This window comes from Collimonas sp. GW821-FHT02H07 (assembly GCF_059421505.1).
Genome location: NZ_JBWKVC010000002.1, coordinates 352,015 through 375,690 on the forward strand (window position 1 = coordinate 352,015; position 23,676 = coordinate 375,690).

Annotated in this window: 23 protein-coding genes; 14 read left to right on the forward strand and 9 right to left on the reverse strand. The window is 61.6% G+C overall.

Translation table 11 applies throughout. The features are described from left to right. Positions 1–10 precede the first annotated feature (10 nt). The 4 genes from AC07V8_RS04745 (at position 11) to AC07V8_RS04760 (ending at position 4,665) form a co-directional block, all read left to right on the forward strand. The gene (locus AC07V8_RS04745) at positions 11–949 is read left to right on the forward strand and encodes an ABC transporter permease (RefSeq protein ID WP_098495909.1); all 939 of its coding nucleotides are present in this window, start codon (positions 11–13) and stop codon (positions 947–949) included. A gap of 8 nt (positions 950–957) precedes the next feature. Then, positions 958–2,136, forward strand: a complete 1,179-nt coding sequence (locus AC07V8_RS04750) for an ABC transporter permease (RefSeq protein WP_494677511.1) — start codon at positions 958–960, stop codon at positions 2,134–2,136. Positions 2,137–2,144: 8 nt separating this feature from the next. Continuing rightward, on the forward strand, positions 2,145–3,881 hold the full coding sequence (locus AC07V8_RS04755; RefSeq protein ID WP_494677512.1) for an ABC transporter ATP-binding protein: 1,737 nt from the start codon (positions 2,145–2,147) through the stop codon (positions 3,879–3,881). A gap of 157 nt (positions 3,882–4,038) precedes the next feature. Further along, positions 4,039–4,665, forward strand: a complete 627-nt coding sequence (locus tag AC07V8_RS04760; protein ID WP_494677513.1) for a trimeric intracellular cation channel family protein — start codon at positions 4,039–4,041, stop codon at positions 4,663–4,665. A 35-nt stretch (positions 4,666–4,700) separates the two neighbouring features. Here the strand turns inward: AC07V8_RS04760 and AC07V8_RS04765 are convergent, their stop codons facing one another. After that, positions 4,701–5,354 carry a hypothetical protein gene (locus tag AC07V8_RS04765; protein WP_494677514.1) on the reverse strand — a complete coding sequence of 218 codons (654 nt, stop codon included), beginning with the start codon at positions 5,352–5,354 and terminating at the stop codon, positions 4,701–4,703. A 151-nt stretch (positions 5,355–5,505) separates the two neighbouring features. Between AC07V8_RS04765 and AC07V8_RS04770 the strand changes: the two genes are divergently transcribed. The 4 genes from AC07V8_RS04770 to AC07V8_RS04785 all read left to right on the forward strand — a co-directional run bounded on the left by AC07V8_RS04770 (position 5,506) and on the right by AC07V8_RS04785 (position 8,154). Then, complete coding sequence (locus tag AC07V8_RS04770) at positions 5,506–6,036, forward strand: TetR/AcrR family transcriptional regulator (RefSeq protein WP_494677515.1); 531 nt, start codon at positions 5,506–5,508, stop codon at positions 6,034–6,036. A gap of 41 nt (positions 6,037–6,077) precedes the next feature. Further along, positions 6,078–6,209, forward strand: a complete 132-nt coding sequence (locus tag AC07V8_RS04775; protein WP_494677516.1) for a hypothetical protein — start codon at positions 6,078–6,080, stop codon at positions 6,207–6,209. 19 nt (positions 6,210–6,228) lie between these two features. Then, complete coding sequence (locus tag AC07V8_RS04780; RefSeq protein WP_494677517.1) at positions 6,229–7,197, forward strand: AraC family transcriptional regulator; 969 nt, start codon at positions 6,229–6,231, stop codon at positions 7,195–7,197. A gap of 129 nt (positions 7,198–7,326) precedes the next feature. Beyond that, positions 7,327–8,154: an ArsR/SmtB family transcription factor gene (locus tag AC07V8_RS04785; protein WP_494677518.1), complete on the forward strand. Its 828-nt coding sequence runs from the start codon at positions 7,327–7,329 to the stop codon at positions 8,152–8,154. Here AC07V8_RS04785 and AC07V8_RS04790 read toward each other — a convergent pair. Continuing rightward, a complete protein-coding gene (locus AC07V8_RS04790; protein WP_494677519.1) occupies positions 8,039–8,965 on the reverse strand; it encodes a LysR substrate-binding domain-containing protein in 927 nt (308 codons plus the stop codon). The genes AC07V8_RS04785 and AC07V8_RS04790 overlap by 116 nt on opposite strands. Before the next feature lie 155 nt (positions 8,966–9,120). Here AC07V8_RS04790 and AC07V8_RS04795 point away from each other — a divergent pair, with 155 nt between their 5' ends. Further along, positions 9,121–10,401, forward strand: a complete 1,281-nt coding sequence (locus AC07V8_RS04795; RefSeq protein ID WP_494677520.1) for an MFS transporter — start codon at positions 9,121–9,123, stop codon at positions 10,399–10,401. Positions 10,402–10,419: 18 nt separating this feature from the next. Here AC07V8_RS04795 and AC07V8_RS04800 read toward each other — a convergent pair whose 3' ends face one another. The 3 genes from AC07V8_RS04800 to AC07V8_RS04810 all read right to left on the reverse strand — a co-directional run bounded on the left by AC07V8_RS04800 (position 10,420) and on the right by AC07V8_RS04810 (position 12,893). After that, positions 10,420–11,016 (reverse strand): hypothetical protein, encoded by a 597-nt coding sequence (locus tag AC07V8_RS04800; protein WP_494677521.1) that lies wholly within the window; start codon positions 11,014–11,016, stop codon positions 10,420–10,422. A 43-nt stretch (positions 11,017–11,059) separates the two neighbouring features. Further along, a complete protein-coding gene (locus AC07V8_RS04805; protein ID WP_494677522.1) occupies positions 11,060–12,115 on the reverse strand; it encodes a permease in 1,056 nt (351 codons plus the stop codon). 331 nt (positions 12,116–12,446) lie between these two features. Beyond that, on the reverse strand, positions 12,447–12,893 hold the full coding sequence (locus AC07V8_RS04810; RefSeq protein WP_061938265.1) for an Lrp/AsnC family transcriptional regulator: 447 nt from the start codon (positions 12,891–12,893) through the stop codon (positions 12,447–12,449). A 155-nt stretch (positions 12,894–13,048) separates the two neighbouring features. On the opposite strand from AC07V8_RS04810, the gene AC07V8_RS04815 reads away from it, so the two are divergent. After that, positions 13,049–14,209 (forward strand): saccharopine dehydrogenase family protein, encoded by a 1,161-nt coding sequence (locus tag AC07V8_RS04815; protein ID WP_494677523.1) that lies wholly within the window; start codon positions 13,049–13,051, stop codon positions 14,207–14,209. Between the two features lie 137 nt (positions 14,210–14,346). On the opposite strand, the gene AC07V8_RS04820 is transcribed toward AC07V8_RS04815, so the two are convergent. From AC07V8_RS04820 to AC07V8_RS04830, 3 genes are all read right to left on the reverse strand, one after another. Continuing rightward, positions 14,347–17,163 (reverse strand): autotransporter domain-containing protein, encoded by a 2,817-nt coding sequence (locus AC07V8_RS04820; protein ID WP_494677524.1) that lies wholly within the window; start codon positions 17,161–17,163, stop codon positions 14,347–14,349. Positions 17,164–17,550: 387 nt separating this feature from the next. After that, positions 17,551–18,267, reverse strand: a complete 717-nt coding sequence (locus AC07V8_RS04825; protein WP_494677525.1) for a DsbA family protein — start codon at positions 18,265–18,267, stop codon at positions 17,551–17,553. Beyond that, complete coding sequence (locus AC07V8_RS04830) at positions 18,261–19,145, reverse strand: MBL fold metallo-hydrolase (protein WP_494677526.1); 885 nt, start codon at positions 19,143–19,145, stop codon at positions 18,261–18,263. The genes AC07V8_RS04825 and AC07V8_RS04830 overlap by 7 nt, the downstream gene beginning before the upstream one ends. 143 nt (positions 19,146–19,288) lie before the next feature. Here AC07V8_RS04830 and AC07V8_RS04835 point away from each other — a divergent pair, with 143 nt between their 5' ends. After that, positions 19,289–20,197 carry a LysR family transcriptional regulator gene (locus AC07V8_RS04835; protein WP_494677527.1) on the forward strand — a complete coding sequence of 303 codons (909 nt, stop codon included), beginning with the start codon at positions 19,289–19,291 and terminating at the stop codon, positions 20,195–20,197. Positions 20,198–20,373: 176 nt separating this feature from the next. Continuing rightward, complete coding sequence (locus AC07V8_RS04840) at positions 20,374–21,618, forward strand: MFS transporter (protein ID WP_494677528.1); 1,245 nt, start codon at positions 20,374–20,376, stop codon at positions 21,616–21,618. A gap of 75 nt (positions 21,619–21,693) precedes the next feature. Here AC07V8_RS04840 and folE read toward each other — a convergent pair whose 3' ends face one another. Next, entirely contained in the window at positions 21,694–22,320 is a 627-nt protein-coding gene (gene folE, locus AC07V8_RS04845; protein WP_494677529.1) for a GTP cyclohydrolase I FolE, read from the reverse strand. A 292-nt stretch (positions 22,321–22,612) separates the two neighbouring features. On the opposite strand from folE, the gene AC07V8_RS04850 reads away from it, so the two are divergent. Both AC07V8_RS04850 and AC07V8_RS04855 read left to right on the forward strand, forming a co-directional pair. Further along, entirely contained in the window at positions 22,613–23,194 is a 582-nt protein-coding gene (locus AC07V8_RS04850) for a DJ-1/PfpI family protein (protein ID WP_211444144.1), read from the forward strand. A 71-nt stretch (positions 23,195–23,265) separates the two neighbouring features. Further along, positions 23,266–23,586 carry a ribbon-helix-helix domain-containing protein gene (locus tag AC07V8_RS04855; protein WP_494677530.1) on the forward strand — a complete coding sequence of 107 codons (321 nt, stop codon included), beginning with the start codon at positions 23,266–23,268 and terminating at the stop codon, positions 23,584–23,586. Positions 23,587–23,676: the final 90 nt, after the last annotated feature.

Sequence of the window (23,676 nt, forward strand, 5' to 3'; positions counted from 1 at the left end):
AGGAACCATCATGACCGCTTATATCCTGCGCCGACTCTGGCAAATGCTGCCGACCATGCTCGGCGTTATCGTACTGGTATTTTTCCTGTTCAACTGGGTCGGGGGCGACCCGGCCTACATCCTGGCAGGGAAGATGTCGAATCCGCAACAGATCGCCAACATCCGCACCCAGCTCGGCATCGACCAGCCTTACTACATCCAGCTGTGGATCTTCATCAAGCAGATCGTCACCTTCAACTTCGGCACCAGCTGGAGCACCGGTGAATCTGTCGCCAACGTGATCCTGACCCGCCTCGGCCCGTCCATGACCGTGCTGATCCCGCTGACCATCCTGGAAACCCTGATCGCCGTGGCGCTGGCGCTGGCCGTGGCTTTCGTGCGCGGCTCCAAGACCGACCGCATGGTGATGGTGGCTTGCACCGTCGGCATGTCGATCAGTATCCTGGTCTACATCATCCTGTTCCAGTACTGGTTCGCCTACAAGCTGGGCATGTTCCCGGTGCAAGGCTGGGGCAACAGCTTCTGGGAAAACCTGTTCCACTATTCGGCCCTGCCGATCCTGATCATGCTGGCGGTCAGCATCGCCCCCAGCCTGCGCCTGTACCGTACTTTCGTGCTTGACGAAGTCAACCAGGATTACGTCCGCACCGCGCGCGCCAAGGGCGTCAAGGAACGCCGCATCCTGTGGGTGCACGTGTTGCGCAACGCCGCTATCCCGATCATCACCAACGTCATGTCGAACCTGCCGGCCCTGCTGATCGGCGCCTTCCTGATCGAGCGCTTCTTCTCGATTCCAGGCATCGGCCGCGAAGTGATCCTGGCGGTTGAACGCAGCGATTTCCCGGTGATCAAGGCGATCACGATCTATGTCGCCGCCGCCACCATGATATTCAACCTGTTGACTGACTTGCTGTACCAAGCCGTCGACCCACGCGTTCAACTGAAGTAGGAGCCGCCATGACTCAAAGTATACATTCGGCCCCTACCCAAGCGGCGCCGGCAAGCACAGTAGCTCTCAATGCTGCTCCCCAGACTCATTCCCCAGGCCTGTGGGCTCTGGCCTGGCGCCGCCTGCGCGCCGACCGCGTGGCGATGGCGGCGATGGCCGTGGTCGGCCTTTACCTGGCCATGCTCGCGCTGTCCGCCAGCGGCCTGATCGCCGGCGACTGGTCGAAGGAAGTCGGCGTCAACTACGCGCCGCCGACTTTCCTGGGCGCGCAAAGCGACGCCGAACGCGGCTTCGCCGACAACGACGCGGTGACGGAAGCGCCGCCGCCGGAAAACCCGGTCGATCCGCTGCGCGACATCCTGCGCGACCTGCGCAAGAGCGGCACGGCGGCAGCACCGCCGCCGGTGATCGCCAACGACTACGGCATCGCCGACCCGCTCGCTGCTGAAATGGCGGAAATCCGCGCCGAGCTGGCCAAGAAAGGCAGCAGCGCCACCCTGATCCGCAAGCAGACGCTGCCGTTCGGCGCCGACAAGTGGGGTCACGACATCATCAAGAAAACCATCAAGGGCGCGGAAACCTCGATCATCGTCGGCCTGGTCTCGGCCTTGCTGGCGGTCGCACTCGGCACCATCTTCGGCGCCGTCTCCGGCTACTTCGGCGGCTGGATCGATGACGCTTTCAACTGGTTCTACAGCATCTTCACTTCCATCCCCTACCTGCTGCTGATCCTGGCGGTGGCCGCGGTGCTGCAGCAAAAGGGCGTGACGGCGATCGTGCTGATTCTCGGCCTGACCGGCTGGACCGGCACCTACCGCCTGATCCGTGCCGAATACATGAAGCACAAGTCGCGTGAATACGTGATGGCGGCGGACGCCATCGGCGCCAGCCACTGGAGCAAGATGTTCGGCCATATCTTCCCGAACGTCAGCCACGTGTCGCTGGTGCAGCTGTCGATCTCGGTGGTCGGCTTCATCAAGTCGGAAGTGATCCTGAGCTTCCTCGGTTTCGGCGTGCCGGTCGGCGTCGTTTCCTGGGGCAGCATGCTGAACGAAGCGCAAAACGAATTAATTCTGGGTAAGTGGTGGCAGCTAGCGGCTGCGAGTATCGCCATGGCGATCCTGGTGACGGCGTTCTCGCTGTTCACTGACGCGCTGCGCGACGCCCTCGATCCGAAGCTGAAATAGGAGACATCATGGATTCCAGTAACCACAACAAGCAAGACAGCGCGCATCCACTTCTGCGCGTGCGCGACCTGCGCGTGAGTTTTCGCAGCGATAAAAAGACCATGGTGGAAACCGTCAAGGGCGTCTCCTTCGACATTCCGCACAACACCACCGTGGCCCTGGTCGGCGAATCGGGCAGCGGCAAATCGGTCAGTTCGCTGGCCGTGATGGGCCTGCTGCCGAAGGACAATTCCAGCATCGCTCCCACCAGCGTGATCGAGTTCGAAGGCCGCAACCTGCTGGCGATGTCGCCGGACGAGCGGCGCGACATGTGCGGCAAGGAAATCTCGATGATTTTCCAGGAGCCGATGACCTCGCTCAATCCGGTCTTCACGGTCGGCTTCCAGATCGGCGAAGTGCTGCAGCTGCATATGGGCATGAACGCCAAGCAGGCACGGGCGCGCGCCATCGCTCTGCTGGAAGAAGTCGGGATTCCTTCGCCGGCCACCAAGATCGACGCCTATCCGAGCCAGATGTCGGGCGGCCAGCAGCAGCGCGTGATGATCGCCATGGCGATCGCCTGCGAACCGAAGCTGCTGATTGCCGATGAACCGACCACTGCGCTGGACGTCACCATCCAGAAACAGATCATCGACCTCATCGAAGCGCTGCGCAAGCGTCACAAGATGTCGGTGCTGTTCATCACCCATGACCTGGCGCTGGTCGGTGAAATCGCCGACGAAGTGATCGTCATGCGGCATGGCGAAGTGCGGGAAAAAGGCGACGTCCGTCAGATCTTCGAAGCGCCGCAGGATCCCTACACCAAGGCGCTGCTGATGTGCCGTCCTTCGCTCGACACCCGTCCATGGCGTTTGCCGGTGATCAGCGACTATATGAACAACGGCGTGAACGGCGGCAATGGCAGCGGCGCCGAGCTCGATCTGCGCGAACGCTCGCGCGGCTGCAGCGGCCAGGAAGACACCTTGCTGGACGTGCGCAACCTGGGCAAGAGCTTCTATTTCCGCGAAGGCCTGTTCGGCCGCAAGGAATTCAAGGCGGTGCAGGATGTCTCCTTCAAGCTGGCGCGCGGCAAGACCCTCGGCGTGGTGGGCGAATCCGGTTCCGGCAAGACCACGGTCGGCCTGACCCTGATGCGCTTGCACCAGGCGACATCCGGCCAGGCGCTGTTCGAAGGCAAGGACATCATCGGCATGTCCAACAAGGATTTCATGGCCTACAAGCGCCGTATCCAGATCATCTTCCAGAACCCGTACGCCTCGCTCAATCCGCGTTTCACCATCGGCCAGATCCTGCTGGAGCCGATGCGCATCCACCAGATCGGCAGCGACGACAGCGAGCGCACCGAAATGGCGATGCAACTGCTGCAAAAGGTCGGCCTGCCGCAGCAGGCCTACCACCGCTATCCGCACGAATTCTCGGGCGGCCAGCGGCAGCGGATTGCGATTGCGCGCTGCCTGACCCTGCGTCCGGAAATCCTGGTGTGCGACGAATCGGTGTCGGCGCTGGACGTCTCGGTGCAGGCGCAGGTGCTGAACCTGCTGCAAGACTTGCAGGAAGAGTTCGGCATGAGCTACATCTTCATCTCGCACGATCTGTCGGTAGTCAAATACCTGGCCGACCAGGTGATGGTGATGCATCAGGGTAAAGTGGTGGAGCTGGCCAACTCGGACGAGCTCTATCACAACCCGACGCATGCCTACACGCGCCAGTTGCTGAGCGCGATTCCGCGCGGCCTGCAGAACTAGGCTGCCGATCTCTCTCCGAGATCATGAACGGGGTGCAAGCAGCGCTGCAAGGCGCGGTTTGCACCCCGTTCCCGTTTACGCACGTTACGCGCATGGAGTAATTGACGCGCCGATTTTTTCGTTATAGCTTGCCAGCACTAACGAAGGGAACAGCTCCATGTACAAAATCAAGCTCAAGACAGAAACCATCGTTGTGGCCGCCGATCTGATCGGCACCCTGGTGTTTGCCATCGAAGGCGCGCTGAGCGCGATGCGCGGCGGCCTCGATCTGCTGGGCGTGATGGTGATCTCGTTCGTGGCCGCCCTGGGCGGCGGCGTCATCCGCGACCTGCTGATAGGGGCCACGCCGCCGAATGCGATCCGCGACTGGCGCTATCCGGTGCTGACGTTCCTGGCCGGCTTCTTTACCTTTGTCTTTCATTCGACGGTACAGGCATTCCCGCCCGAATGGATGCTGGTGCTGGACGCCGCCGGCCTGTCCCTGTTCGCCGTGGCCGGCGTCGAGAAAGCCATCCTGTTCGGCATCCGGCCGTTCATCGCCATGCTGATGGGAACCGTCACCGCGGTCGGCGGCGGCGTGGTGCGCGACATCCTGCTGTCGCGCGTGCCGGCGGTGCTGCAGGTGGATATCTACGCTACCGCAGCCTTCTTTGGCGCGTTCGTGGTGCTGGCCGCGCGCCGCCTCGGCCTGCCGCCCGGCGCTGCCGCGTTCGTTGGCGGCGTGGCTTGCTTTACGCTGCGCATGGTGGCGGTATCGCGCGGCTGGCATCTGCCGCGCGCCTGAGGCTAGCGCTGGCGCTGCTGCTTTGAGGACTGGCTTTACCCGGCCTCAAGCGAAGCCTCTCTGAATAGCCAGATGGCGACCAGCACGATCCAGATAGCTTGCACCAGAATAACCAGGCCGAACCCATGCGCATTCATCTGGATGTGCCCACCCAGCACGACAATCAGCCCGCACAGTCCGACAACGCCGCCGACGATGCCGAGGACTCTTGTGTTTTTTCCTAAATGTGTCAGCGCTATCGACCACAGGATAAATGCACATGATGAGCCGGCAACATACACTTTCGCCAGCGCCTGGTTCAGCTGAAAATTGTAATGCAGCGCCATCATCAGCAATTGCCGCTTGCTGTCGTCGACGTTGATTGCTTCCTGGGCCAGGCTGGAAGCGATCAGGCCGTCGGCCACCGCCGCCAGCATGACGGCTATCGACGCAAAACAATAGACAATGAACGCGCTTAGTCCACTGATGTTGTTCCAGCCGATGCGGCTGGATATTCCAAAAGCTCCCAGCAAAGTAACTGGAATGCTTGCCAGGCCGAGTATATGCGTCACGGTATTGATGTGATTGACCCGCGTGATGGATTCTGCCGAAGCATGCAGATCGAAGCCGGTCGGGTGAATCGCCATGGTAAGGATGCCGGCCAGCATGCCGATCATCAGGGCTGCCGCATGAATTCGTTGATTCGTCATATTTACCTTTCCAATTGAACAAAAGGGAGGATGGGGTTGCTTTGCGATAACATAGGAGCCACGAGTATTTCGTCAAAGCCGCGCGACTTCAATGGACAAGTCCAAATTTATGTCTGATATCGAACAAAAATCTGCTTCTGTTCAGGAACACGTGGATTTGCGTTCACGCCGCAGCCGCCACGATATCCATGCTGCCTTGGTCGCGCTCTTGCTGCGCCGTTCATACGACGCTATCCGCGTCAGCGATATTGCAAAAAAGGCAGCCGTCGGCAGAGGCACGTTTTACGCCCATTTCGACAGCAAGGACGAACTGCTCCGAACCCAGCTGGAAGGCGTTCTGGAGCGCCACATTGTGGTATCGACGGAGCTGCCGGGACTACTCGATGCAACCAGCCTGTTCGCTCATCTGCGCGAGGTGCCGCAAATGTACTCAGCGCTGATGAACGGCGCAGGTGGTCCGGCGGTATCGCGCATGGCGCAGGACATGCTGGAGCGAAGGCTGAGCGCCATCCTGGACGCCCGCGAGGAATTGCCGGCCAGCCTGCACGGACGCTTCATTTCAGCGTCCTTGTTCACGGTGCTGGCATGGTGGAGCGAGAACGGCATGCAGCAGACGTCCTCGGAAATGCAGTCTATTTTTGCCGAGCTTTGCACCACCGCATTTACAAAAAAGACCTTGTGAACCATCCCTGTTTTTACGATAGCCGCATCGAGGATATGCACATGACCCAGCACCTGATTTTCCTGTTCGCCTTTGCCGTCTCGGCAGCACTGCCCGGACCCGAAATCGCCGCCCTGCTGTCGCGCTCCATTGGCGGCGGCTTGCGCAGCAGCTTGCCGCCGGCGACGCGCTGACAGATCGGCGGCACAAACCATGGGTTCGCAAGAAAACCAGGCCATTTATGCAAGGCGCATGCACAAGGTGCAGGAGCACATCGACCAGCACCTGGACCAGGTCCTGGAACTGAGCATGCTGGCCGATGTTGCACACTTCTCCGCATTTCATTTCCACCGCCTGTTCGCCGCCTGGATGGGCGAGACCTTCGGCGACTACCTGCGCCGGCGCCGGCTTGAGGTAGCCGCATTGCGGCTGATCGCCCAGCCGGGGGTGCCGGTGCTGGATATTGCGCTGTCGGTAGGTTTCGGTTCGGCGGAAGCGTTTGCGCGCGCATTCAAGGGCCGCTTCGGCTGCACCGCCACCGAATGGCGCCAGGGGCAGGCCGGCCGCTGGGCCAGCCAGCTTGAAGCGATACGCAGGCAGGACGAGGCGCAGAAAAGCAATCCTGGTCAGCCGCTTAGCAAGCAGGATCAGGAAAACGACGACGGCATGGCCGATCATGAGAACTCCCGACAACCCGTTATGGAGATTCCCATGAAAGTCCAAGTGATTCAACGGCCCGAAGTCAAGATCGCCTATCTGCGCTACATCGGCCCCTACGGCCAGCCGATCTCGGAATTCTGGGGCAAGGTGGTCAGCCCCTGGATGGCAACCAACAACCTGTTCGGCAAGCCGCGCTACGGCATCAGCCACGATGATCCGGGCATCACCAGCGCCGACAAATGCCGCTACGATGCCTGCGTCGAAGTGCCGGCCGATTTTGTCGCCAGCGGCCCCTGCTTCACTACCGTCATCCCCGGCGGCAGCTACGCCATGACGCGCTACCGCGGCACCGGCCGCGATATCGGCGACAGCTGGACCGGCCTGCTGCGCGACTGGCTGCCGGCCAGCGGCATGCAGCTCGATGCCCGCCCCTGTTTCGAGTACTACCCGACGGACGCCGCTTACGACGCGGCAAGCTGCGCCTTCGAATGCGATATCTGCATTCCTGTCGTGCCGCTCTGAACCAGCTCCGAACCAGCGCTGGACCGGCCGCACGTTTCGTCACATGACGAAGCATGCGGCCGGCTTTCGGGCCTATACTGCTATCCTGGCAATTCGCCATTGCTGCAAACCTGCGCAGGAGGTCCGCCCGTGTCACCGCAACCGAATATCTCGTCCGTCGCCTTCCTGATCGCCGAGCCGGCGCGCGCCGCCATGCTGATGGCCTTGTGCGGCGGCAGCGCACTGCCGGCCGGCGAGCTGGCGCATGCAGCGGGCATAACCGCGCAAACCGCCAGCGCTCACCTGGCCAAGCTGCTGTACGGCGGCCTGCTCAGCTGTGAGCAGCAAGGCCGCCATCGCTACTACCGCCTGAGCGATCCGCATGTCGCCGCAGCGATTGAACATCTTGCCGCCATCAGTTCGGCCGATGTCGTCAGGCGCCGACCCTTGAACCGCGCGACGCAAGATCTACGCTTCGCCCGCTGCTGCTACGACCACCTGGCGGGACAGCTGGGCGTGGCCGTGACGCAGGCCCTGCAGCAGCGCCGCTTTATCGCAGCCGGCGCGGACAAGCAGTTCGAGCTGTCAGCCGCCGGCAGAGCCTGGTTTGCCGCCATCGGCGTCGATGTCGGCGCGCTCAAGCCGACCCGCAACGGTCTTGCGCGGCAATGCCTGGACTGGACCGAACGCAGCCATCATCTGGCCGGACCGCTGGGCGTGCAGCTGATGAGCGCCATGTGCGACGCGGGCTGGCTGCGGCGCACAAAATCCTCGCGCGCGATCCAGGTCACGCCGCAGGGGTGGGCCGGCCTGAAGGCGCAGCTCGATATCGATGAAAACATGGTGACAACTATCTCCAGCGCTACCCCATGGCAATCCGCTTCACCGCTTCCTGCACCGCCTGCAGCAGCAATTCCTCCAGTCGGTTCACCGCCGGCCCCGCGATCGTCTGCGCGCGATAGAGCGACAAACCTATAGCCGGCAAGCGCGGCAGGCCGGCCTCCTGCGGATCGAGGATGCGCAGGCTGGCTGGCATGCCGATCGGCGTCCGCACGGTAAGCCCGAGCCCGGCCGCCGAAGCCGCCCACAGGGCCGACAGGCTGGCGCTGGTGAACGCGTGGCGCCAGCTGATCCCGGCGGCATCGAGCGCATTCGAGGCCATGTCGCGCAGCAGGCAAGGGGCATCCAGCAGCACCAGTGAAACCGGCGCGCCGGCCGCAGCGGCCAGCTCCTGTTCCTCGGCCGGCAGATTCCAGCTGGCGCTGGGGTGCGCCGGACCGATCCAGCACAAGGGCAGATCGGCAACCCGCTCGCCATTCAAAGCCGGCGCGGCGCTCTCCCACAGCAAGGCGAGATCGATGCGCCCCATCGTCACGCGCTCGCGCAAGTCGCTGCTGCGGGCGACGCAGACCTCGATCCTGACCTTGGGATGAGCGCGCATGAAGCGCCCCAGCACCGACGACAGCAGCGCCTCGCCGAAGTCTTCCTGCAAGCCCAGCCTGACCTCGCCTTCCAGCTCGACCCCGCGCACCGCGCTGGCGGTTTCGTCATTCAGCTCCAGCAGGCGCCGCGCATAGCCAAGCAAGGTCTGGCCGGCCTCGGTCAGCGCCAGGCCGCGCCCGGCCTTGCGGAAAATCGGCGCGCCGGCCTGCTCTTCCAGCTTTTTCAGCTGGGCGCTCACCGCCGAGGTGGAACGCCCCAGCCGATCGGCCGCCTTGGCGAAGCTGCCGAGGTCGATGCCGGTGGTGAAGGTGCGCAACACATCCAGGTCAAAACTGATTTGTCGCATATTAATCATCCCGTTTTTCAAAACAATTGATTCAAAACTATCTGATATTCAAAAGTATCGCGCAAAGCGATACTTGCTGCAAGCAGTGAAAACAAGTGCGTTTCTTTCTACCAGCCCTTGATCCTTGCCGGCTTATAGTTCACAGGAGAATTTCGATGTCCCACTCTGCAGATTTCACCAATAACCGCCGCCATCGCTGGAAAGTGCTGGGCGTCGGCGTGGCGGCCAACGCCAGTTTCTCAGCCGCTTTCAGCGGTATTCCGATTACCGCGGTGCTGATACGCTCAAGTTATCATTTGAGCAATTCCGAGTTGGGCCTTGTGCTGGGCCTGATGGGCCTGGGCATCGCTATCAGCGAACTGCCCTGGGGTCTGCTGACCGACCGCTGGGGCGATCGCCCGGTGCTGCTGACCGGCCTCGCCGCTACCGCCGCCGCGCTGGCGCTGATGGCCTTGTTCGTTGCGCCTGTCGCCGGCCACATCCCCGCCCTGCCGCTGCTGGCCGCCGGGCTGTTGCTGGTTGGCCTGCTTGGCGGCAGCGTCAACGGCTCCAGCGGCCGCGCCGTGATGACCTGGTTCGGCGAAAGCGAACGCGGCATGGCCATGAGCATAAGGCAGACCGCGGTACCGCTGGGCGGCGCCGCCGGCGCCCTGATCCTGCCGGTGCTGGCCGCCCATCTCGGCTTTGCCGCCGTGTACGGCGTACTCGCCCTGTTCTGCCTCGTCACCCTGTTCTTCACCTGGCTGTGGCTGCACGAACCTGCCGCCGCACCGGCAGACAAAGCATCAGGCCAGGTTGCCAAAACACCGGTCGCCGGACCGGCGCCGCTAAAGGACCGCCAGCTGTGGAGCATCGTCGTCGCCATCGGCATCCTGTGCGCACCGCAGTTTGCAATACTGTCCTTCGGCACGGTATTCCTGCACGATTTCGGCCATGCCGGCATCGCCGCCATCACTACCGCCATGGCGGCACTGCAAGGCGGCGCCATGATCATGCGGGTCTGGAGCGGCCGCTGGACCGACCGCAACCGCAATCGCCGCGAGTACCTGCGCTTCTGCACCATCTCGGTTGCGGTCGCCTTTGCAGCACTTGCCGCGCTGGTGACGCTTGCCGGCCAGCTGCCCGCCGTTACACCGTTGATGGCAACGCTGCTGATCGCGATGCTGGTGATTACCGGCGTCAGCGTATCGGCCTGGCACGGCGTGGCTTATACCGAACTGGCGACTATTGCCGGCGCGCGCAATGCAGGCACTGCACTCGGCATGGCGAACACCAGCGTGTTCGTGATGTGCTTCCTGACACCGCTGGCGATACCCCATATTCTGGCGCTGGCCAGCTGGTCGGGCGTGTGGCTGCTGGGAAGTGTGCTGGCCCTGGTTGCGCTGCCGTTCTTTCCAAAGCCCGTTCAAGAGACGATGGTTTGCCAGGCGGCTTAAAACGGCATGGGGAACGCGTTAATCGGCGCTGTATTTTTCAAACGGCACAGGCGGCTTGCCCTTACCGCTTTCAAGCCGCCGGCTTCGCAGCACCAGTGCATCGGCGTTCGGATCCTTGCTGTTGTTCATGACCCAGGTTTCGCTGATGCGCTTGTGGAAAACCCAGTCGCGCAGCTTGGGGGCGTAGCGGAAAGTGATGTAGTCGGTCCAATGGGAACCGCAGGCAACGCCGTTTTGTATGGTGAAGTAATGATTCTTGATCGCCAGCCCCTCCTCGCCGTCTTCGAACGGATCGCACTGGCCGCCTTCGTCGACCGCAAAAATCACGTGGTCGTTGCGCTTGGCCAAGGTGTAACTACCGTCGGCGTTCTGGATAAACAGCAGGAGCGGACGGCGCGAGGCCTTGCCGGCTTTTTCGGCAATGTCCTTTTCATCGGCTTTGTGTATGGCCACCAGGAAGTCTTCCAGCTTGTCGTCGTTCAGCTGCCCGCTCTTGTAGGAAAGCACCTCGTAGCCGGCGGGGATCTGGCCAATGATATTTTTTGGCAGGGAAGCAGCCTGGGCGCTGGCGAAGACACCGCATAGCAGCGTAAAAAGAAAAGCGTTTTTTCTCATAGCGTCCATTCTTCGATCTAGCAAGCTGACGGTGAGAGCCGCTTTACAACAGCAGCGCGCCCACCAGCCCGCTGACCACACCCACCAGCACCGTCAGCAAGCCCACCACCACCAGCACCTTGCCGTCAAAGTCCTTGCGCAGCATCAGCAGCGAAGGCAGGCTGACGCTCGGCAGCGTCATCAGCAGCGCCACCGCGGGCGCCATGCCCATGCCGAGCGACAACATGGTCTGCACGATGGGAATCTCGGCGGCGGTTGGGATCATGAACAGCATGCCGACTATCGCCATCGGCAGCAGCCACAGCAAGCCGTTGCCCATGGCGCCGTCGACGTGCGGGAACAGCCAGACCCGCGCCGCGCCCAGCGCCAGCACTGCCAGCACGTATACCGGGATGGTGCTCCAGAACAGCTGCCACAGGCTGCGCGCCCAGCGCGCCATGAAATTTTTCTGGTCAGGAGCGCTGGCTTCAGCCACCGCTGCCAGCGTTGCCTCAGGCATCTGCTGCGGCCGCGAGATGCGCTGGGCGATCATCGCAACGCCCAGCACCAGTGCGATGCCTGCCACCAGGCGCAAGGCAACGAAGCCCCACCCGAGCACGAAACCCATGAATACCAGCGTCGCCGGATTCAGCACCGGATTGGCGATCCAGAAGGCCAGCGCCGCGCCCACCGAAACCTGCTGGCGGCGCATGCCGGCCACGACCGGCGCGGCGCAGCAAGTGCACATCATGCCCGGCAAGGCGAACAGGCCGCCGCGCAAGGCCGAGCTGAAACTGCTGCCGCCGAACAGGCGCAGCAGCCAGTCGCGCGGAATCAGCACTTGCAGCAAGGAGCCCAGGATCACGCCCAGCACCGCGGCTTTCCAGATCGCCAGGAAATACACCTTGGCGTAGCTCAAGGCTGCACTGACCGGTTCGCCCGGGCTGTCGTTGAGAATCGAGGCGCCGATGCTGTGCTTGTCGGCGGCGATGAAAGATTTCAGATAGTAAGGCGACCACTTGACGTAGTACAGGCCGATCACGGCTACCAGCACGAACAAGGCGGGCTTCCACCAGAACGACAGGCCTCTTGCGGGCGATGGGGGAGAAAGAGTGTTCATGGCGAAGTAATTGGTAGTTGAAGGTGACCAAGCATCATAACTCAGCGTAACTCCCAGGCCCACTGGGCAACCGCGACTATTGCTGCGGACGGCGGCGTGCCGCAAGCACAAACACAAACACAAACACAGAATATGCACGATTATCCAGCGCGATCGATGACGGCACGCTGCCAAGGCAAAAAAAAACCCGCCTGACCTTGCGGTAGCGGGTTGAATCCAAACCTTAGGAGGTGTTGGAGGAGACAGGTGTAACTATATGGCAGTGCAGCATCGATGTCTGCTTTATTATTTGTATAACAGTTATAGATAATTCACATATCATCCCGGTAAATCAAATCGGCCCGCGGTCGATCCGCTTGCTCAGGATGATGGAAGTCGATGTATGCCGCACGCCTTCCATGGCGCCGATCTGGTCCAGCAGGCGGTCCAGCTCGTCGGTCGACTGGCAGCGCAAGGTCAGCATGTAATCGATCACGCCGCTGACCGCGCACAGCGTCTCGACCTGTGACATTTTTTGCAACTGCTGCACTAAAAGTGGTGCGTTGCGGGAATCGATCGAAATGCCGACATAGGCGCGCACCGCCGGCTGGTACAGCTCCAGGTCCAGCCGCACGCCGTAACCGGCGATCACACCCTTCTTTTCCATTGCCGCCAGGCGCGCTATCGCTGTAGTCCGGGCGATGCCGACGCGCTTGGCGACGGTGGCCATGGAAAGGCGGGCATCATCCATCAGCAAGGCCAGGATTTTGTGGTCGACTTCGTCGAGTTTCTCTCTCATCGCGACAATCCATCTCTAATGTTCGTCAAATTGTATCGTTATTATACATTTTGACGACTATTTACACTCTATTATCTGACTTTGCTTGAATTTAGAATGGTGCCAGCAGAACAGCAGCATTGACCATAACTACATAATCAAGAGTGAGCGACGACATGACTACCAAATTGATTCTATTAGGCGCCGGCAAGATCGGCGATGCCATCCTCAACCTGTTGTCGCACACCGGCGACTATATCCTGACCGTGGCCGACCGCGATCCGCAACGCCTGGAATATGTGAAGCAAGCGGGCTTTCCGAACGTGACGACGATCCTGGCGGACATTTCGCATGCCCCTACCGTGACCAAGCTGATCAGCGGCCATGACGTCACGCTGTCGGCCTGCCCTTACTTCCTGACCCCGGTCATCGCAGCAGCGGCCAAGGCCGCCCACTCGCACTACTTCGACCTGACCGAAGATGTCGAGAGCACCCGTTTCGTCAAATCGATCTCCCAGGATTCGACCACCGCCTTCGTGCCGCAATGCGGCCTGGCGCCTGGCTTCATTTCGATCGTCGCCAACGATGTCGCCAACCGTTTTGAAACCTTGCACGACGTCAAGATGCGCGTGGGTGCGCTGCCGACCTTCCCGAGCAATGCGCTCAAATACAATCTGACCTGGAGCACCGACGGCCTGATCAACGAGTACTGCAATCCTTGCGAAGCGATTGTCGACGGCACCCTGCGCGAAACGTCGCCGCTGGAAGAGCTGGAGCATTTCTCGCTGGACGGCATCGACTACGAAGCCTTCAACACATCGGGCGGCCTCGGCACCCTGTGCGAAAGCTGGCAAGGCCGGATCCAGAACCTGGATTACAAGACCGTGCGTTACCCAGGCCACCGCGACATCATCAAGATCCTGGTGCGCGACCTGCAACTGGGCAAGCTGGAACGCCGTCCGATCCTGAAGGAAGTGCTGGAAACCTCGATCCCGATCACCAAGCAAGACGTGGTGCTGACTTTCGTCAGCGTCAGCGGCATGCGCGATGGCCGTCTTGAACAAGAAACCTATGCCAAGAAGATCTACAGCCAGCACGTCAACGGCCAGCTGCTGTCGGCGATCCAGCTGACTACCGCGGCAGGCATTTGCGCGATGGTCGACCTGGTAGTGACCGGCGTGCTGCCGCAAAGCGGCTTCGTGCGCCAGGAACAAGCAACCCTGTCGGACTTCCTGGGCAACCGCTTCGGCCAGTTCTACGCCAGCCACGCGCCAGGCCACGGCGGTTTTGCGCCGGCCAGCAATACCGATTTCAACAAATTGAAAGCGGTTGCATAAGCTGGTTGCAGAAGCTGATCGGAAACACGCAAACAAAGAGTAGTTGGCAAACGGCCGGTATAGCTCTCGCGAGTCATACCGGCCGTTTTTTATTGTCCCGTAGCGCCGAGATCAAAACGTGATGGGTTCAGCCATCATCAGAATGACATGCGGGCGCCAACCGAGAACACATTGTTGACCACGCCGCCCTTGCCGAACTGGGCATCGTAATTGCCGTACCAGCTCCACTTGCGGCTGACCGCGGTGGTGATGCCGATGCCGGCCCAGCCGCTGTTGCGCGGCAGGCCGATGCCCTGCACGCTGAATCCCGCTGCCGGCGCGCCCACGAAGGCCGCGCTGAAATCCAGCTTGCCGCTGTTGAAGCCGTGCTGCCACGCGCCATAGGCTTGCAGATTGCTGCTGCCGGCAAACCAGTCCAGCCTGGTGTCGCCGCGCAAACCCAATACGCTTGCAGTCTGCTGATAAGCGCTGCTGCCGGCGGTCAGGCCGAACGCGCTGCCGCTTTCGCTGAAGCCGCCGCGCTTGAGACGGTCGTAGCTGATGCCGGCAAACGGCGTCAGCGTCGCTGTCGGCGACAGCTGGCGTACGTAGCCGGTTTCGGCATAGGCCGACAGCATGCTGTCGTTATGCTTGGCGGACAGGCTGTCGACTTCGCTGCCGAGTATCGCCGTGCGGTTGATCTTGCTGCTGATGCTGGCGACGCCGGCGCGGCCGGAGACATACACGCCGTCCTTGCTGAGCGCATAGCGGCCATACAGAGACAGGCTGGCGTCCTGGCTGTTGGAGGCGCCGCCGAAGCGGTCGAAGCTGGCCTTGCTTTCCGAGTAGGACAGCGCGGCGCCGACGATCGCCTGGTCGTTCAGATGGGTATCGAAACCAAACTGGCCGCCCCAGGTAGAAGTATCGGCCGAAGAGTAGCCGGACTGGCCGAGCTTGCCGGTGGCGCCGATCACGCTGGCCCACAAACCGGCCTTGGCCTCCGACGGCATCGGGCTGCCCAGCAGCGCCAGGCGATTCGACAAATCGCGGTTGATGGCTTGCGACTGCTGGAAAGTCAGCGCTTGCGACGAGGCGTAGATCTGCCCGGACAAGCTGTCCAGCACCTGGCCCGCGGCGGCAATATCCGCCGTGCGCTGGATCGCCGCGGCGCTGCTCAGGAAGGCCGCATTGCTGCCGCCGGTATTGCCGCTGGCGACCATGGCGTCGGCCGCTTTCAGCCCTTGCTCGACGTTGGCGGCGCTGTTGTTGCGGGTAGGATCGGCGGCAAACGCTTGCGCCGCAACCGCCTGCACGCTGTTGCGGGCGATGGTGAGGTCGACCTCGTTAGGCGTATAGCCCAGCGTCGCACTCAGGAAAGTGCCCGGATTGAATGCCGTGCCGTCATGCTCGAACGAGACGTCCTGAAACTGGCCGCTAACGCCGCTGGCGGCCGTCAGCACCTTGCCTTTGACACCGACCTGCTGCGCCACGTAGCCGGACGGATCGCTGCTGCCGGCCGGCGTGGTGGCGACCAGGTGCGAATTGCCGAGCGCCGCGCTGCCGCCCACCGTCAAGGTCGAATTGAACTGATTGGCCAGCACGGCGCTGGCGCTGGCCGTGTAATTGCCGTTGATGGTCATGCCGCTGCCGGTATTGCTGAGGCGGCCGTAGTTGAACACGCTGCCGCCGACCTTGCCGCCGGCGCCGGAGAGGACGCCTGTGCTGTCAATCGTCACCGCGGTGGCTACCGCGCCGGTGACATTGAGCGTGCCCTTGAGTACTTCGGTGGCGCCGCTGTAAGTGTTATTGCCGGCCAGGGTCAGCGTGCCGCTGCCATCCTTGAGCAAGCCGGCGTTGCCGCCGATGTCGTTGCCGAAGGTCGAGCTGACAGCATCGAATTTGGCGACGAAATTGCCGCCCAGCGTCAGCCGGGTATCGAACAAAGCCGGCCCGCTGGCGGCCTTGCTGGCATTCAGCAAACCCCAGCCGTAGGTGGCGGTATCGCCCATGCTGGTGGCGGTCGACAGGATGGTCTGCCGGATCTGGTCGGCGCTCATCCAGGGGAAGGCTTGCTGCACCAGGGCTGCGGCGCCAGTGACCGCAGGCGTCGCAAACGAGGTGCCGTAGACGCGGCCGTTGGCCGTCGCCGAGATGAAATCGCCGGGCGCCGCCAGGCACCAGTTGGCGGCTTCGCCGCAGCGGTTGGAATAGCTGGAAAGCACGCCCGGCGTGGTATCGCTGCTGCTGTAGCCTTGCGCGCCGCCGGCGGCATTCACCGCCACCACGGCCAGCCAGCCCTTTTGCAGGTCCGGATAGAGGGCAGGCAAACCGGCTGTCAGGCTGGGATGGGCGCTGCCGTCATTGCCCGCAGCCCAGATAAACAGGCTGCCCTGGCTGACGAAAGGCTGATAAATGTTGTAGAAGGTGGGGCCATTGCCGGCCGGCGCGGCGATCGAGCCGAAGGCGTTCGACTGGTTGAAGATGCGCGCGCCCTTGTTGAACAAATCCTGGTACACCGGGGTGTTAAAGGAAACGTTGTCGCCGCCGGTGCCGACCGCGGCCCCCAGCATGCTCACCGACGGCGCCACGCCGTAGCTGCTGCCGCCCAGGGCTTCCGCCACTTCGCTGCCGTGCGGATTGCCGGCGCCGCCGCTGGCATAGACGTATTTGGTCAAGCGGCCGGCAAACTCCGGATCGGAGACGTTGAAATCGGTATCGACCACCGCCACCGTCACGCCGGCGCCGGTGAGGCCGCGCGCATGGGCCGCATTGGCATTGCTCGGATCGCTGGTACTGAGGATTGGCGCTGCCGCTGCCGGCGCCGCTGTGGTTGGCGCCGGATTGGTGGAGACCGGCTGCTGGGCGCCATCGGGACTGCTGGAGCCGCCGCCTCCGCCGCCGCAGGCTGCAAGCGTGCTCATGACGGCGATGGAAACTACTGACAAAGGAAAACGACTGATGTGTTTGCGATTCATGGGCCTACTCGATTGAATAACTTGCGGCAAACACAGTCTGAAAACAATTGTCCTCCCAGTGCTTTACGCCAAATTACGTGGTGAAAATTTGCTTGCAAAGATACCGTCGCGCAAGAATCGATACAATACAAAGCTGTCACTAAATGCTAAAAAAATGAGCAGTTTTTGTGAATTGTTGTGAAATCACAGCATGCAAGATCGTCATCTTTACCGAAAAATAGCAAGTAGTTACCAATAAATGACCACAAATTAACAACTAAATATCAAACTGCAAATATTTCGGCGCAAAGCCTTTTTTCGACATTGAGACAACGGATCGGGACGAAAAAAAAGCCTGCCTCTCGGCAGACTTCTTATCGAAAAACATCGGACATTAAATGACCTGCATCAACCCTGCAAAGCCGCTTTCCAGGCTTCCGCCTGGCCGAGGAAGCGTCCGGCATCCAGCGTTTGCAGTTTCTCTCCGCGCTGCAGGGCGAAAGTGGGAAAGCCCTGGCCGCCAACCCTGTTCAGCAGCGCCCGGCTGGCAGCGATATGCGCCTGCGTGGCAGCGCCTTGCTGGGCCGCAAATGCGCTGTCGAACTGGGCCGCATCAAAGCCGAGCTCCAGCGCCAGCCTGCGCAGCACCGCCGCATCGGCCACCCGCAAGCCTTGCACATAGTGCGCAGTCTGGATCCGCGCCAGCATGTCCAGCCCGCGGCCGCTGCCGGCTTCGGCAGCCAGCACCGCGCTGATCGGCGGTTCCGAGTCCAGTATCGCCGTGGTGTCCAGCAGCAGCCCATTGAAGTAGTCCTCGCCAAACGGCTGGCCGCTCATCGCCGCGATCCGGTGATCGTGCTGCATCACGTAGTTGCGCAGCTGCATGCTGACCTGCCGGCGATTACTGCCGGTCATCATGCCGCCGCCGTGCAGCACAATGGCGAGGCCATCGATCTCACGGGCCGCCGTCAGCAGGGGGGCGGCGCCGTAGCACCAGCCGCACAGCGGATCGTAGATATAGTGCAGCACCGTGCCGCTGGCGGCTGCAGGCGCCGCTGCTTCGGCATTGGCTGCGGCGTCAGGAAGTTCGCAGCTGCCGTCGTTGCAATGATCGCGCTCTACCATTTCATTTCGCCTTTGCTGACCTTGGCGCCGAGTTCCAGGGAAGAGACGCCGTCCAGGTTCGGATAATGCTTCTTCATCGCTTCGATCAGGGCGGCGGAATCCTTGGCCTTGACGGTTTCGGCTTCATAGGTTTTCAGGTAATCCTTGGTGAAGCGCACCGATTCGATGTTCTGTGGCGCGCCGGCGCTGAAATGGCCGGGCACCACGACTTTCGGATGCAGGGCGCTGATCTTGTCGAGCATCTTGATCCATTGCTGGCGCGAGGCCAGGGTCTGGGTGTCGGCCGTCCACACATGTTCGTTGCCGACCACCAGCACGCCGCCCACCACGGCTTTCAGCGATGGAATCCAGACGAAGCTGCGGTCCGGGCTGGCGCCGTCGAGGCCGATGACTTCCAGCTTGCGGCCTTCCAGGGTCAGCGTGTTGCCTTCCAGCGCTTCCGGCACGATCAGTTGCTTAGGCGCGTTGGCGCCCAGCTTGGGGCCCCAGAACGCCAGCTTGCCTTCCATGGTGGCCTTGATGTGGGCGACTACCGGCGCCGGCGCCACGATCCTGGCGTCCGGATAGGCTGCCTTCAACACTTCCAGGCCGAAGTAGTAGTCGGGATCGCCGTGGCTGATGTAGATGGTGGTCAGCTTCTTGCCGCTGTCCTGTACTTTTTTCAGAAGCTGTTCAGCACTGGCGCGGTCGAACTGGGCATCGATGACGATGGCGTCGGTGTTGCCGGTAATCAGCTCGGACGACACCGGGAAAATGCCGCTGGCGCCCGGGTTATAGACTTCCAGCTTGAGCGGCTGCGGTGCTGCGCTAACGGCGGCAGTGATCATCAGGCCGGCGGTAGCTGCCAGCAACGAGCGGAATACAGTGCGTTTGAACATCGATATCTCCAGAGTGAAGTGAAAGAACCATCATCATAGTTGCCAAAAACGAAGCAAAAAACCCCATAATGGCGATTAGTTTGTTGCATGAATCGATCAAATCAATCAAATCGATCAAATCGATCACGTAGACAGGAATAGCCATGGACAGACTGATCGCGATGCAAGTCTTTGTGGAGGTTGCCGACCAAGGCAGCCTGACCGCCGCCGCCGACAAGCTGGACATGTCGCGCGCCATGGTCTCGCGCTACCTGGCCGAGCTGGAGGAATGGGTGGGCGCGCGCCTGCTGCACCGGACCACCCGCAAGCTCAGCCTGACCTCGGCCGGCAGCGACACCTTGCCGCGTTGCCGGCAGATGCTGGACCTGGCCGGCGACATCCAGTCCTCGGCGGCAGCGCCCGAAGACACACCGCGCGGAACGCTGCGCCTGACCTTCAGCATGTCGATGGGGCAAACCTATCTGGTGCCGCTGCTGACCCGCTTTCTCAAACGCTATCCCGGCACCGCGATCGACGTGCTGATGGTGGACCGCACCGTCAACCTGATCGAAGAACGGGTCGACCTGGCGATCCGCATCACCAACGCGCTCGACCCCAACCTGATTGCGCGCAAGCTGGCGGTTTGCCATTCGGTAGTGGTAGCAGCGCCGTCCTATCTGGCAGAACACGGTACGCCGAAAACCGTGGAAGACCTGGCCTTGCACAACTGCCTGACCTATTCCTATTTCGGCAAGAGCCTGTGGGAATTCGAGAAGGACGGCGCGCCGATCGCCGTGCCGGTAGGCGGCAACATGAGCGCCAACGAATCGTCGGTGCTGCTGGAAGCGGCGGTGTGCGGAGCCGGGATTGCCTTGCAGCCGCTGCACGCCGCCTCAGGATTGCTGCATGATGGTAGACTACGGGCGCTGCTCGGCGAATATCGCCCGCGCGAATTGAGTATTTACGGCGTCTATGCTTCGCGCCGTCAAATGCCTGCCATCCTGCGCGCCATGCTCGATTTCCTGGTCGAGGAATTCAGCGCAGACTCCGGCTGGGAAGCGCCGGTCAATTGAATTAACCAATTTCTTCAGGCGATTTCGCCAGACAACTTCACCCGTTGACGCCATGTGCGGCTTTGCCGCAGCAGCACGGTCAGCACCCTGTACCTAATCGCAAGCCGGCCAGTCCGGCGCGATGCCCGATCTCTGGCTTTACAGCTTCACCCCGTCTTTACCAAGCGAATCAAACAATGCAAAAAATTTCCACGCTTACCCGCAGCACCCTGATGTTTCCGCTGGCCCTGGTTTTGTTCGAGTTCTCGGTGTACATCGCCAACGACATGATCCAGCCGGGCATGCTGACAGTGACCCGCGAATTCGGCGCCAGCGCGGCCTGGATGGCGTCTGCCATGACCGCCTTCCTGGTCGGCGGCGCGATCTTCCAATGGCTGTTCGGACCGCTCTCGGACCGCATCGGCCGCCGCCCTGTGATGCTGGGCGGCACCCTGTTTTTCATCATCGCCTGCCTGGCGACGCTGTTTTCGCGCAGCATCGAAAGCTTCATCGCCTTGCGCGTACTGCAAGGCATGGGCTTGTGCTTCATTTCTTCGGTTGGTTACGCCGTGGTGCAGGAGGCCTTCGAAGAAAAAGCGGCGATCCGGGTCACCGCGCTGATGGCCAATGTGGCGCTGATTGCGCCGCTGATCGGCCCGGTCGCGGGCGCCTTCATGATTGAAGTGCTGCCGTGGCGCATGGTGTTCGTGTTCATCGCCGCGATCGCCACCATCGCCTTGATCGGCCTGGCGCGCCACATGCCTGAAACCGTCAAGCCGCGCAAGGAAAAACTGCCGCTGACGCAGATCTGGCACGACTACCGTGAAGTGGTCGGCAACCTGCATTTCCTCAAGGCGGCAATGTGCATGCCCTTGCTGGCGATTCCGCTGATCGGCTGGATCGCCATGTCGCCGGAAATCCTGGTGGCCGACGGCCATCTGAGCGTGATCGAATACGGCTACTGGCAGATTCCAGTGTTCGCCTGCCTGATCGCCGGCAACCTGGTGCTGGCGCGCCAGGTCGACCGCTGGCGCCTGGGCAGTTCGATCAAGATCGCGCTGTATCCGATCGCGCTCGGCATCCTGATCATGCTGTTCGGCGCCGCCTTCCTCGATACGCCCTACTTCCTGGTGGCCGCAATCAGCGTGATCGCCTTCGGCGAAGGCTTGTCGGCGGCGGTGATGATCCGTTTCACCCTGACCGAAAGCCCGGTCTCGAAAGCCACCGTGGCCGCCACCATGGGCATGATCAACATGACCCTGTACGGCGTCGGCATCGAACTGTACAAGGTGTTTTACCTGTACGCGGGGATGATGGGCTTTGCGCTGTTCTCGACCGCTGTCATTGCGCTGTACTGGCACCTGTCGCGCAGCGTGGTGGCGCGCGCCATGCAGGCGCGGGTGACCGGCCATGAAGAGAAAGAAACGGGACCGTTGATTTGAGGAGGAATGCAGGGAGCGCATGCAGCTCCCTGCTTTGGCGCCGGACGGCGCCGGCAGCCGGTAATGGCAGCGGGTTTACTCGTTGCGCTTCTGGCTGATGATGCTCATGAACTCGCGCCGTGTCGACGGATCGTCGCGGAACGCGCCCAGCATGCGGCTGGTCACCAGGCTGGTGCCCGGCTTGTGGATGCCGCGCGTGGTCATGCAGCCGTGCGATGCCTCGATCACTACCGCCACGCCCTTCGGCAGCAAGACCTGCTGCAGGGTATCGGCGATCTGCACTGTCATTTTTTCCTGGATCTGCAAGCGCTTGGCATAAATATCCACCAGGCGCGCCAGTTTCGAGATTCCCACCACGCGCCGGTCCGGCAGATAGGCCACGTGCGCCTTGCCGATGATGGGCGCCATGTGATGCTCGCAATGGCTTTCAAAACGGATGTTGGTCAACACCACCATCTCGTCATAGCCCTCCACTTCGGAAAACGTGGTCGATAAAATCTCGACCGGGTCTTTGCTGTAGCCGGCAAAGAATTCTTCATAGGCGCGCGCCACGCGCGCCGGCGTGTCCAGCAAGCCTTCGCGGTCGGGATCGTCGCCCGCCCAGCGCAGCAGGGTGCGGATCGCCGACTCCGCCTCGGCCCGGCTTGGACGTTCCAGCAAGGCGCCAGCCGCCGTCGCCGGCAATGAATCTTTTGAGGCCATCTGATTACCTTTTCTAAAAAAATTTTTACTTGCCGCAGTGCAGCCGCGCACATATGCTGAATCCGGGGCCTGTTGACCTCGGCAATCAACAATCAACCGCGAATCAACCGCGGTGGCTGATGCCGACAGTGTAATTCAGCTATCGCATTACTGCATTGGATTCGTCAAAGCCGCGGTTTGCGCAATGCAACATCGAAACATGCGGCGGTAATAACCCGTTATTACCTGCACAAGATTTCACGGTCCCATACTCGACTTTCCCTGCCCCACCAACCTCACTGAGAGATCCATCATGAGCGCAAAGAAAATCCTGATCCTGGCCGGCGACTACGTTGAAGACTATGAATTGATGGTGCCGTTCCAGGCCCTGCAGATGGTCGGCCACCAGGTCGACGTGGTGTGTCCGGACAAAGCCGCCGGCGCCCGGATCCGCACCGCCATCCATGACTTTGAAGGCGACCAGACCTATAGCGAAAAACCAGGCCACAACTTCACCCTGAATGCGGCGTTCAGCGACGTCGACGTCAGCCGCTACGACGCCTTGCTGATTCCCGGCGGCCGCGCCCCCGAATACCTGCGCCTGAATCCGCGCGTGATCGAAATCGTCCAGCAATTCCATGCCGCCGACAAGCCGATCGCCGCGGTATGCCATGGCCCGCAGCTGCTGGCGGCGGCCGGCGTGCTGGAAGGCAAAACCTGCTCGGCCTATCCTGCCTGTGCCCCGGAAGTCAAACTGGCCGGCGGCAAGTACGCGGAAATCGATGTCACCGCAGCGCACCGCGACGGCAATCTGGTGACCGCACCGGCGTGGCCGGCCCATCCGGCCTGGCTGGCATTGTTCCTGGCCGCATTGGGGACTCGCATCGAGTTATGATAGGCGCCGTGCAGCCGGCGCGCCGGCTGCACTTTCCCAGCTATTGGCAACAACCAGAAACGAGGCGTCCGATGTGCCAGATTTATGCCCAGGCCGATCCCATATTGTATGAATCGCGCGCCCGCTCGGTGCGCATCATGGGCGTCATCACCACCATCAAGCTGGAAAACCTGTTCTGGCAAACGCTGGCGGAACTGGCGGCGGACAACGATTTGACCACCAACCAGCTGATCGCCAAACTGCACGATGAAGTCACCACCCATCTGGGTGAAGCCAGCAATTTCGCCTCATTCCTGCGCGTCACCTGCCTGCGCTACCAGACCTTGAAGACCCACGCCGGATTGGAAACCGCGGCAGCTACCGCTGCAACCAGGATCAGCGCCTCTGCCTAGGGCCTGTTAACATTTGATTTGAGAGATGCGTTCCAGCCAAAACGTGTGCTGGCAAGGCGCGTGGCGTAGCTGGGGCTGGTGCCCCAGCAA